This is a genomic window from Nocardiopsis suaedae, from assembly GCF_027706745.1.
GTDB lineage: Bacteria > Actinomycetota > Actinomycetes > Streptosporangiales > Streptosporangiaceae > Nocardiopsis_A > Nocardiopsis_A suaedae.
Map to the genome: position 1 here is coordinate 75,542 of NZ_JAQFWP010000024.1, position 11,037 is coordinate 86,578.

The following is an 11,037-nucleotide window of genomic DNA, read 5'->3' on the forward strand; positions in this document are numbered from 1 at the left end:
GGATCGAGGGGACGCGTGCGGGCCGGGTCAGACCAGGGAGCGCAGCTCCAGCGTCTGGTCGCGCCCGGGACCGACGCCGATGGCCGAGATCGGGGCCCCGGACATCTCCTCCAGGGTACGCACGTAGTCCTGAGCGTTCTTGGGAAGTTCGCCGAAGGACCGCGCCCCGGTGATGTCCTCGCTCCACCCGTCCAGGTGCTCGTAGACCGGCACCGCGTGGTGGAAGTCGGTCTGGGTCATCGGGATCTCGTCGTGGCGGACCCCGTCCACGTCGTAGCCGACGCACACCGGGATGCGGTCCAGGCCGGTGAGGACGTCCAGCTTGGTCAGGAAGAAGTCGGTGATGCCGTTGACCCGGGTGGCGTAGCGGGCGATGGGCGCGTCGAACCAGCCGCAGCGGCGGTTGCGCCCGGTGGTCACGCCGAACTCGTGGCCCTGGGCGCGCAGCCAGTCGCCCCACTCGTCGTGCAGCTCGGTCGGGAAGGGGCCCGACCCCACGCGGGTGGTGTAGGCCTTCAGGATGCCCACCACCTTGGTGATGCGGGTGGGGCCGATGCCCGCGCCGGCGCACGCCCCGCCGGAGGTCGGCGAGGAGGAGGTGACGAAGGGGTAGGTGCCGTGGTCGATGTCGAGCAGGGTGCCCTGGGATCCCTCCAGGTACACGTTCTTGCCCTCGTCGAGCGCCTTGTTGAGCACCAGGGAGGTGTCGGTGACGTGGGGGCGCAGCCGCTCGGCGTAGCCCAGGTACTCGTCGATGACGCGCTCGGGGTCCATGCCGCGCCGGTTGAAGACCTTGGTGAGGACCTGGTTCTTGTCGTTGAGCGCCAGCTCGACCTTCTTGCGCAGGATCTTGGCGTCGAACATGTCCTGCACGCGCACGCCCTGGCGGGAGATCTTGTCGGCGTAGGTGGGGCCGATGCCGCGCCCGGTGGTGCCGATCCGGCCCTTGCCCAGGAACCGCTCGCTGACCTTGTCGAGCTCCCGGTGGTAGGGCATGATCAGGTGCGCGTTGGCCGAGATCAGCAGGCGCGAGGTGTCCACACCGCGCTCGTTCAGGCCGCCCAGCTCCTCGAAGAGCACCGCCGGGTCGATGACGACGCCGTTGGCGATGACCGGGACGACGTCCGGCGAGAGGATGCCGGAGGGCAGCAGGTGCAGGGCGTACTTCTGGTCGCCGATGACGACCGTGTGCCCGGCGTTGTTGCCGCCCTGGTAGCGGACCACGTAGTCGACGCGGTCGCCCACCAGGTCGGTGGCCTTGCCCTTGCCCTCGTCGCCCCACTGGGCCCCAACGAGCGTGATCGCCGGCATGCGGGTCTACCCCTTCAATCGTTCGGACCGTTGCCCGGACATGGGTAAGCCCCTGGCGCAAGCAAGCGACAGGGGCCCTTGCGTCTAGAGCGTACACGACCAGGGCGCGCGCGTTAAGCACGGAATTGCCCGGTCAGTGCCGGTCGGCGCAGGCGGGTGCGGGCGGGGTCGGCGGGCGGCCCGCACCCGGCCCGCACCCGGTTCAGGACAGCGCTTCGGCGGCCTCGGCGCTGCTCTCCCGCAGGAACGTGGAGCAGCGCTCCTCCTCCTCGGACTCGCCGATCTCCCCGGCGGCGCGGGCGAGCGCGTTCAGGGCGCGCAGGAAGCCCTGGTTGGGTTCGTGGTCCCACGGGACCGGGCCGTGCCCCTTCCAGCCCGCGCGGCGGAGCTGGTCCAGCCCGCGGTGGTAGCCGGTGCGGGCGTAGGCGTAGGCGGTCACCGGGTCCCCGGCCTCCAGCGCGCGCTCGGCGAGCGCGGCCCAGGCGGCCGAGTACGTCGGGGTGCGCGCGGCGACCTCGGAGGGGTCGGTGCCGGAGGCCAGCGCCTCGCGCGCCTCGGGCTGGTCGGGGAGGCGGGTGGCCGGCGGCTCCCCGAGGAGATTCGCATGCAGGTCCATGGCCCCATCCTGCCAGGGGGCGCGCGCCCGGCCGACGCGTCCGCCCATGGATGTCAGGCGGCCGGGCGCGCTGCGGCCCCCGAATCCGCTGGGAACCGGGGGCCGGCCCAGGGGCGCACCCGCAGGGCGCGCTCCCACGGGCAGATTAGTTCATCTTCTGCCCTGCGGACTTCAACTGGCGGCACCCGTCGACGACGCGCTCGGCCATCCCGGCCTCGGCGGCCTTGCCGTAGGAGCGCGGGTCGTACTGCTTCTTGTTGCCGACCTCGCCGTCGACCTTGAGCACGCCCTCGTAGTTGCGCAGCATGTGGTCGGCGATGGGGCGGGTGAAGGCGTACTGGGTGTCGGTGTCGATGTTCATCTTCACCACGCCGTAGTCGATGGCGGCGTGGATCTCCTCCAGGGTGGAGCCGGAGCCGCCGTGGAAGACGAAGTCGAACGGCTTGGTGCGGCCGTACTTGTCGCCCACCGCGTCCTGGGCCTCCTTGAGGACCTCGGGGCGCAGCTTGACGTGCCCCGGCTTGTAGACGCCGTGCACGTTGCCGAAGGTGAGGGCGGTCATGTAGTAGCCCTTGTCGCCCAGGCCCAGCGCCTCGGCCGTGCGCAGGGCGTCCTCGGGGGTGGTGTACAGCTTCTCGTTGATCTCGCCGACGATGCCGTCCTCCTCGCCGCCGACGACGCCGACCTCGATCTCCAGGATCGTGCGGGCGGCGTTCGACTTGGCGAGCAGCTCCTCGGCGATCGTGAGGTTCTCCTCCAGCGGCACGGCCGAGCCGTCCCACATGTGGGACTGGAAGAGCGGCTGCATCCCCTTCTCCACCCGCTCCTCGGACAGCTTCAGCAGGGGGCGGACGAACCCGTCCAGCTTGTCCTTGGGGCAGTGGTCGGTGTGCAGGGCGATGTTCACCGGGTACTTGTCGGCGACCACGCGGGCGTACTCGGCGAAGGCCACGGAACCGGTGACCATGTCCTTGACGGTCGCGCCGGAGAGGAACTCGGCTCCCCCCGTGGAGATCTGGACGATGCCGTCGCTCTCCGCCTCGGCGAAGCCGCGCAGGGCGGCGTGCAGGGTCTGGCTGGAGGTCACGTTGATCGCGGGGTAGGCGAAGCCCTGGGACTTCGCGCGGCCCAGCATCTCCGTGTAGACCTCCGGGGTCGCGATGGGCATGGTGTGACTCCCTGGTTGGCCTGGAGTGATCCGGTTGCGGCGCCCCCGGTCGCACGGGGGTCCTGCGCCCCAGTATCGCGAACGTGGAAAGCCCGCGAAAAGGTCTAGACCAAATGTACGGAATGGGCGGGTGACAGACCTGGTGTCCGGGTCGGGGCCGGATCCGGCCGGAAGGGGCGAATCCGGGACCCTGTGTAGGGCCGTGGTGGCGGTACGTAGGAATTCCGGGGATATTCGCCGCTGCGTCCCCCCGGGTCTCGAATGCCCCGCGTGATTCACGCTACATTCACACCCGTGGGACGACATCGCAATGACCCTCGGGGCATCGGGCAGGTGCTGGGCATCGCCGCCGCGATCGCCGTCTTCGTCGTGCTCGTGGGCCTCGGGGTGTTCTTCCTCTACAACTCCCTGCCGGGGCAGGCGTCCGCGCCCTCCACGGCCACCCCTCCGGCCGCCGCCGAGGAGGCGGGCGAGGCCGACGACAGCATGCTCTACATCAAGGTCGTGGGCGAGGCCAGCGACGTCCTCGTTCGCGTGCCCGGCGGCGAGGTGCTCACCGACGCCACCATGACCCAGGGGCAGTTCCTCAGCTACGACCACGCGGAACTCGAAGTCACTCTGGGTGATCCGGAGGCCGTGGAGGTGTACGTCAACGGTGAGCTGAAGGACCTCTCCGAGGCCGGGGACGGCTACTCCTTCATGGCTGAAGCGGCCTGACCTGCACTTTCAGTGGAGGGGCGACTTTCGCGGCACGGGGGCGCGGTCGTTGCTTTCGGGTGGTATCTCCTTACTCTGAGTGATTGTCCGGTGGTCGGGGGTGGCCCGAGACCACGGTCGACGAACCTCGCAAGGAGACGCCCATGTCCATTGCACGCAACGCCGGCGCCGCGGCGCTGATCGGCGGGCTCGCCGGAGCGATGCTGCTCCCCTTCCCGGCCGCGGCGGCCGACGACGACCCGCACGAGGTCGAGTACGTCTACCTGGAGAACCGGATCGAGGCCTACGACGGCGACGAGCTCGTCGGCTTCGTCGAAGTGGACGGCAAGGAGCGGCTGCACGTCGAGGACGAGCGCTGCGACGACTACAGCCCGCACGCCGAGGTCGACGCCGAACCCGGGACCGAGTACTGGGACGACGAGGGGTGCTTCGGCGACGGCGAGTGGCACGAGGCGCCGCGCTCCTACCACTTCCGTCTGAGCATCGTGGGGCAGAACCACTCGGAGTGGCACCCGATCACGTGAACCGGGCCCGCGGCCGCGCTCACACGTCCAGGTCGGACAGCTCGAACACGGCGCGGTACTCCAGGCCCTCGCCGACGACCTTCTCCCGGGCGCCGCGGTCCACGATCACCGCCACGCCGACCACCTCCGCGCCGGCCTCGCGCAGCGCCTCCACCGCGGTCAGCACCGACCCGCCGGTGGTGGAGGTGTCCTCGACCGCGAGCACCCGCCGCCCGGCCACGTCCGGCCCCTCGATCCGCCGCTGCAGGCCGTGCGCCTTGCCGGCCTTGCGCACCACGAACGCGTCCAGGGCGCGCCCCTGCGCGGCCGCCGCGTGCAGCATCGCCGTGCCGACCGGGTCGGCCCCCAGGGTCAGCCCGCCCACGGCCTCGTAGTCCAGGTCGGCGGTGGCCTCCAGCATGGCCCGCCCGACCAGCGGGGCGCTCCGCCCGTCCAGGGTCACCCGGCGCAGGTCGACGTAGTGGTCGGCCTCCCGGCCCGAGGAGAGGGTGACGCGGCCGTGCACCACGGCCTTATCGTTGACGTGTCGCAGCAGTTCTTCGCGGTCGCTCATGCCTCATGAGCCTAGACCGGCCGGATCACCACCCTGAGCAGCGGAGGAAGCATGGAGCGGGACGCCGGGCACGTGCGTGTGGAGACCACCGCGGCCGACCGGAAGGGCGCCGAGGAGCTGGCCCGCTCGGTGGTCGAGCACCGGCTGGCCGCCTGCGCCCAGGTGTCCGGGCCGATCACCAGCTTCTTCCGGTGGGAGGAGGCGGTCCAGGCCGAAGAGGAGTGGATCGTGGTGATGAAGACCGCCGCCGACCGCCTCGACGCCCTGACCGCGCACCTCAACGAAGTGCACCCCTACGACGTCCCCGAGATCGTGGCCGTCCCGGTGCGGGGCGGCTCCGCCGACTACCTGGAGTGGGTCACCGACGAGACCCGCCCCGTCCGTTGAGGCCCGGCCGCCCGCTGCTGCTGAGCGCCTGGCCCGGCCTCGCCGAGGCCCTGGAGGACCACGGCCTGGCGCCCGTCAGCGCCTGCCCCGACCCCGCCGCGGGGCCGCCGTACGCGGCGTCCTACGTGGCGGCCGCCTCCCTGGCCGCCGCCGCGCAGGCGCCGGCCGCGCCCCTGATCATCGCCGTCGGCGAGGCGGCGCCCCTGGCCGCGGCCGTCGGCGCCGCCCAGCGCGCGGCCCGCCGCCCACCGTCCGGGTACGTGATCGCCGACGGCCTCATGCCCCAACCGGGCACGCCCGCCCGCGCCGACCTGAGGCGGGCCCAGAACCCCGCCCTCGAACCGGCCCCGGGCGACGGTGGGGCCCCTTCCGGTGACGGCGCGCCTCCTTCCGGGTACGACACCGCGCCCTCTTCCGGCTACGACGCCGAACTCCCTCCCGGGTACGACACCGAACCCCTGCCCGCGACCCAGGACTGGCCCGATGCTCCGTGCGGGTACCTGTACACGCGGGCCCACCACGCCCCTTGCGCCCGCCTGGCCTCCCTCCGGGGGTGGCCGGTAAAGGACGCCACAGGGGCCGCGACCCCGGCGGACCTGGCCGAGGCGCTGCTGTCCCTGGTCGAAGAGATGTAGAGCGCCGTTCCACCTGCGGCGTTGTCGGGTGGCGGGTGTGTGGATGGTCGCCGTAGTGGGCGGCGACGGCGACAGCGGGCCTGTTCCCCGGGCCTGCTTGCCGTGAATCCGCCCCCTCTCGGTCCATGCAGGTGGCGGCTCGGCCGGTGCCCCGCTCCCGGGCTCTGGCCGGGTGGCGGGCGGCCGGGATGCAAGGTGACCAGCAGCACCGACGGGGCCAGCAGGTACCCCGCTCCGGACCCCGGCCGGGCGGCGGGCTGCCGGGGTGTGGGGTGGGGGCGGCGACGACGGAGGCCGGCGCCCCTACCTGCCGGTCGGTCGGCCGCCGGGTGTGTGTGCGTGGTCACCGTTCTTGGCGGCGACGGCAAGAGCCGTCCGATTCCCCGGCCCTGCCTGCCGTCCGCCCGGCCCCTCGCGGTCCAGGCGGGCGCCGTCTCGACCAACGTGCACCCCTCCGTCGGAAAGCTCCCGCATGGTGAGACGTGGGGGCCGGGGTTCGCCCTCTCCGACACCCGGACCCGCCCCCGCCGGGCCCGCCGTGTACCCGGCAGGGCCATGACCTGGGCGAACACTCCCTGTTAAGGGGTGAGAGGGCCGGAAAGCGCGCTCACCGACACCCGCGCGGGCCCCGGGCGTGCGAAGTCGGCGATTCCAGAACAGGTTCTGGAATCGGAATGCCCGATTCGTGCCCGTGTGGGGTGCTCGCCTCGCGCGTCGGAGCGGGATCAGGGGTACCTGGGCGCCCCCGCCGGACCCCCGGGGTCCCCTCCGGGCCGATATCGGCTACCCACGGTGATGGTGAGAGCGGTAAACGGGCCTGCTGTGCTGTTTGGGGCACTTCTGGAGGCAGAACGTGTTCTGGAATCGCGATGACCGCGCACCCCCGCCGCTCGCGGGCCCGCCCCGGGCGCCGATCAGGGCGAGGGAGGGGCCCCGGCGCCCCGGGAACCGGGCGAACCGGACACCTGGCGGGTAGCGGCCGGGCCGGAACCCGCCTTCCGGACGCCACGGACGGCCCGAGGTCGTCCCGCGCGGCGAAAGGGGCGCTTTGAGCGTGACCGCGCGGCGGATCCGCCACGCGGGATCGCCGAACCCTCCCCGCCGCACCCGGTATGCCCGGAATGTTCGGCCCCGAGGTTCCCCATCGTGCGTTCAACGCGCCCCCGGGGCAACGAGTGTGCGCTTTCGACCACTCCCACGCGCCCAGTGTGCACTCTTCTGCACACTCGATGCCCGGCAACCCGCCTCGTGTCCGGGATGCCCGGAATGCGGTGCCCGTTCACCCGCCACGGGCGCGGGCGAGCATCCGCCCACCCCACGGCGCCGCCTTCCCGGGGCGCGAGGAACCCGCCGCTCGGCAAGCAGCCCCGGGGAACCGCCCCCGCTCACGCCGTCGCCGCCATCTACCTGGCACTCCGACCGCCCGGCGCCCGGCTAGGGCCCGTCAGTGGGGCACCCGCCGAGCCGCCCACCCCACCTGCACCGCGAGGAACCCGGCGGACGGCAGGCAGGGCCGGGGAACCGCCCCCGCTCACGCCGTCGCCGCCATCTACCTGGCACTCCGACCGCCCGGCGCCCGGCTAGGGCCCGTCAGGGGGGCACCCGCCGAGCCGCCCACCCCACCTGCACCGCGAGGAACCCGGCGGACGGCAGGCAGGGCCGGGGAACCGCCCCCGCTCACGCCGTCGCCGCCAAACACCGCGACCACGCACACGCCGCCACCCGACAGCGTTACCGCAAGGGGCGCTGACCTGCGTCGTCGCCCCGCCCCCACTCCATGCAAGGGGAGGCGCGCCCGCCTCCCCTTGCGGACGCGCCTCCTTCGGAGGGAACGCCGTACGGCGTTCCCTCGGTTACCGGTCGGTTCGGGGGGTCGTCCCCGCCGGGGACCAGAGGACCCTCCCGCTCGACGGGCCGGTAACCCTTCACCGGGACGGAACCCGGTGGCGGCCGGTCCGCGCGCTCCCGCCCCCTCAAACGGGGCGCCGCGGTCCGGCCTGCCGCCGTTGCCGGGCCCCGCCCCCTCTACGGGGCCGCGTGCACCGGCGGCGCCTGGGATCAGTCGGCGGCCATGGCGCACCTCGCCTCGGTGCCGGACGGTGCCGTGGACACGGGCCTTGCGTGCGGCCTGACGCGCATGCGCAGTCTCGACCGTGTGCACATTGCGCACGGCGCGCACGGCTCGGACCGGTGGGCGGGGACGGGGTCGGGAACGGTGGGGGAGGTCATGTGGAGAGCGGCCTTCCGATGTCGTCCAACAGGGCGCGCGCTTCGCGCTCGGTCTCCGGGAGCGGGACGGTCCACAGCTCCGCGCCGTGCTCCCGGCAGAGGTTCTCGCGCAGGTGGCGGGCGTGCTCGGCCAGCTCCGGGCCGCCCGGGGCCAGTACCGCCAGCCGGGTCCTGCTCAGCAGCGCCAGGGACTCCCCCGCGCTGAAGGACCGGCTCAGCTCGTGTCCGAGCACGATGAGCTGGGCGGTGCGCCGCCACGGGTCGGCCCGCTGCTCCAGGGCGACCACCACCAGCCGGTGCCGTCCCGCGGCCCCGGCCCCCGCCTCTGCGCCCCGGTACAGCTCGCCGATCCGGGTGTGCAGGTAGGAGGCGGTCGCCAGCCCGGTCAGCGGGTCCTGGCAGTCGTCGGGCGACCGCCCGCCGTCCACCCAGCCCTCGGCCAGCGCCCGCAGCAGCGGCATCGGCACGCCGTTCCAGCCGAGCACCTCGCCCAGCGACGCCAGGTCGGCCATGGCCGCGCCGATGCCCACCCCCGAGCGGGCCCGCGCCTGGCCGAACCGGAAGCACCCCGGCGCCAGGTCGTCCCCGCCCGCCGCCGCCTCGCAGATCTGGTCCACCACCGGGGTCCACCAGTCGTCCGGCGGGTCCCAGCCGTTCTCCCGGCTCCTGCGGCTCCACAGGGTGCGCAGCCTGCGGCGCTCGGCCGCGTCGCGCACCCGTTCGGGGCCGTCCCGTCCACATGCCTCCATCGCTGAAGCTCCCATCGTCGTCCGCGTTCCGGCGCCGTCCGGCAGGGCCCACGCCCCCGTTGCGGTGGGCCCCACCGGTGCGCCTTCACCCCTAATCACGGACTCGGGTGGCGGCTATGACGCGATTGCGGGATATTTTTTTCGGCTTTCTTTCGCGGGGCGGTCCGCGGGGAGGGGGCGCGGCGGAGGGGCCGCGCCGGACCGCCCGCCCCGCGGGCGATGCACGGAATACGCGTACGCCGGGGACCGGCGGGAGGGGCGGGTGCATGGCGGACGCTCGGGGTGAGCACACCGAGTTGCTGGCCGGGGACGATGAGTTGCTCGACCGCGTGCGAGCAGGCGATACCGGCGCCTTCGGCACGCTGTGGGAGCGGCACGTCGACGCCGCGCGCGGTCTGGCGCGCCAGCTCGTCCGGGGCGAGGCCGAGGTGGACGACGCGGTCGCCGACGCCTTCGCCCGGGTCCTGGACGTGCTGCAGCGCGGCGGCGGCCCCTCCGCGGGGTTCCGGCCGTACCTGCTCACCGCGCTGCGGCACTGCGTCTACGACCGGGGCCGCAAGGACAAGCGCCAGGTCGTCACCGACGACATGGAGCGCTTCGACAGCGGTGAGCCCTTCGTCGACCCGGCGCTGGAGGGGCTGGAGCGGTCGCTGATCGCGCGGGCGTTCCTGTCGCTGCGCCCGGACTGGCAGTCGGTGCTCTGGTACACCGAGATCGAGGGCCTGGGCCCGGCCGAGGCCGCCGGGTACCTGGGCAAGGACCCGGGCAGCGTGGCCGCCATGGCCTACCGGGCCCGCGAGGGGCTGCGCCGCGCCTACCTCCAGATGCACCTGGCGGGCGGCGCACCGGCGGAGAGCTGCCGCCCGGCCCTGGAGCTGCTCGGCGGCTACGTGCGCGGCGGGCTGGCCAAGCGGGACACCGCGGTGGTCGAGCGCCACCTGGACGACTGCGCGCAGTGCCGCGAGGTCTGCGCGGAGCTGATGGACGTCAACGTCGGGCTGCGCGGGCTGGTGCTGCCGCTCATCGCGGGCCCGGCCGCCGCCGGGTACCTGGCGAGCCTGCCCTCCGGCGCCCTGGCGGGCGGCTGGTGGACCCGGATGTCCAAGGGGCAGCAGCAGGCCACCGCCGCCGGGACGGCCGCGACCGCCGTCGCCGCGGCGGTCGCCCTGGCCCTGGTGGGCGCCGAGGAGCCGCTGCCGCCGCCCGGGTCGCCGCCCCCGGCCGCGGCTCCGCCCGCGGAGGATCCCCCGCAGGAGGCCCCGCCCGCCGACGACCCGCCGCAGGACCCGCCGGCCGACCCGCCCGCGGACCCTCCGGCCGAGGAGGACCCGCCGCGGGACCCGGACGAGCCCGACCCCGAGGAGGAGCCCGCACCCGGCGAACCCGAACCGGACGACCCCGAGGACCCGCCGGCCCCGGAGGAGCCGGGCCGTCCCGCGTTCGCCGCCCAGGTCGACCCGGTCGGGTCGCTGGTGCCGGGCCGCCCCGGCATCGTGGTGATGAGCGTGGCCAACGAGGGCGACCCGGCCGAGGACGACGTGATCGCGGACATCCTGCTGCCGCAGGGGGTGTCCTTCGGCGAGGGCGGCGGCCCCGGCAGCACGGTCCCGTTCGCGCCCGGCGAGGACGGGTGGAGCTGCACGCCCAGCGACCAGGGCGCACGCTGTGTGCGTTCGGGCCTGGACGCCGGGGAGAGCACCACCGAGTACCTCGATGTCGACGTGGACGGGGGCGCCCCGGCCGGGAGCCCGCCCCGGATCCGGGTGTCGTCCGGCGGCGAGAGCGTGTCGGCGGGCGGGACCTACGGCGTCGACCCGGAGGGGACGCCCGCGCGCTACGCCACCGCCGGGCGCGTGCGGGTGGAGAGCGTCGGCAACGCGCTGCTGACGTGTGAGGACCCGGAGCCGCCCGAGGACGACCACGATCACGACCATGACCACGGGCACGACCACGACGACTGGCCCTGGTGGCCCGGCGTGGTCGGAGGCGGCCACGGGCATGGCCACGGGCATGGCCACGGGCATGGCCACGGGCACGGGCACGGCCACGAAGGCGGCCAGGGCCACCAGGCCGCCGCGTCCCCTGCCGACGAGCGCCCGGCGCCCGTCGCCCTCGACCTCCCGGACGCCCCCGACGGCCCGGAGGGGG

10 protein-coding genes are annotated in these 11,037 nt (G+C 74.0%); 5 read left to right on the top strand and 5 right to left on the bottom strand.

Annotation, left to right across the window (positions count from 1 at the left end; all coding sequences use genetic code 11):
* Positions 1–27: 27 nt before the first annotated feature.
* The 3 genes from O4U47_RS14605 to fbaA all read right to left on the bottom strand — a co-directional run bounded on the left by O4U47_RS14605 (position 28) and on the right by fbaA (position 3,095).
* On the bottom strand, positions 28–1,311 hold the full coding sequence (locus O4U47_RS14605) for an adenylosuccinate synthase (protein ID WP_270678397.1): 1,284 nt from the start codon (positions 1,309–1,311) through the stop codon (positions 28–30).
* 202 nt (positions 1,312–1,513) lie between these two features.
* Positions 1,514–1,927 carry a DUF3151 domain-containing protein gene (locus O4U47_RS14610; protein ID WP_270678398.1) on the bottom strand — a complete coding sequence of 138 codons (414 nt, stop codon included), beginning with the start codon at positions 1,925–1,927 and terminating at the stop codon, positions 1,514–1,516.
* Between the two features lie 145 nt (positions 1,928–2,072).
* Positions 2,073–3,095 (bottom strand): class II fructose-bisphosphate aldolase, encoded by a 1,023-nt coding sequence (gene fbaA / locus O4U47_RS14615; RefSeq protein ID WP_270678399.1) that lies wholly within the window; start codon positions 3,093–3,095, stop codon positions 2,073–2,075.
* A gap of 333 nt (positions 3,096–3,428) precedes the next feature.
* Between fbaA and O4U47_RS14620 the strand changes: the two genes are divergently transcribed.
* Together O4U47_RS14620 and O4U47_RS14625 are read left to right on the top strand one after the other, a co-directional pair.
* On the top strand, positions 3,429–3,812 hold the full coding sequence (locus O4U47_RS14620; protein ID WP_270678408.1) for a RodZ domain-containing protein: 384 nt from the start codon (positions 3,429–3,431) through the stop codon (positions 3,810–3,812).
* A 143-nt stretch (positions 3,813–3,955) separates the two neighbouring features.
* Positions 3,956–4,336 (top strand): hypothetical protein, encoded by a 381-nt coding sequence (locus O4U47_RS14625; RefSeq protein WP_270678400.1) that lies wholly within the window; start codon positions 3,956–3,958, stop codon positions 4,334–4,336.
* 19 nt (positions 4,337–4,355) lie between these two features.
* Here the strand turns inward: O4U47_RS14625 and pyrE are convergent, their stop codons facing one another.
* Entirely contained in the window at positions 4,356–4,889 is a 534-nt protein-coding gene (gene pyrE / locus O4U47_RS14630) for an orotate phosphoribosyltransferase (protein ID WP_270678401.1), read from the bottom strand.
* Between the two features lie 51 nt (positions 4,890–4,940).
* Between pyrE and cutA the strand changes: the two genes are divergently transcribed.
* Positions 4,941–5,276, top strand: a complete 336-nt coding sequence (cutA, locus tag O4U47_RS14635; protein WP_270678402.1) for a divalent-cation tolerance protein CutA — start codon at positions 4,941–4,943, stop codon at positions 5,274–5,276.
* Entirely contained in the window at positions 5,273–5,911 is a 639-nt protein-coding gene (locus O4U47_RS14640) for a hypothetical protein (RefSeq protein ID WP_270678403.1), read from the top strand. The genes cutA and O4U47_RS14640 overlap by 4 nt, the downstream gene beginning before the upstream one ends.
* A 2,225-nt stretch (positions 5,912–8,136) precedes the next feature.
* Here the strand turns inward: O4U47_RS14640 and O4U47_RS14645 are convergent.
* Complete coding sequence (locus tag O4U47_RS14645; protein ID WP_270678404.1) at positions 8,137–8,889, bottom strand: hypothetical protein; 753 nt, start codon at positions 8,887–8,889, stop codon at positions 8,137–8,139.
* A 266-nt stretch (positions 8,890–9,155) separates the two neighbouring features.
* Here O4U47_RS14645 and O4U47_RS14650 point away from each other — a divergent pair.
* Positions 9,156–11,037 (top strand): sigma-70 family RNA polymerase sigma factor (locus O4U47_RS14650; RefSeq protein WP_270678405.1); only part of this gene is annotated, 1,882 nt, incomplete at its 3' end.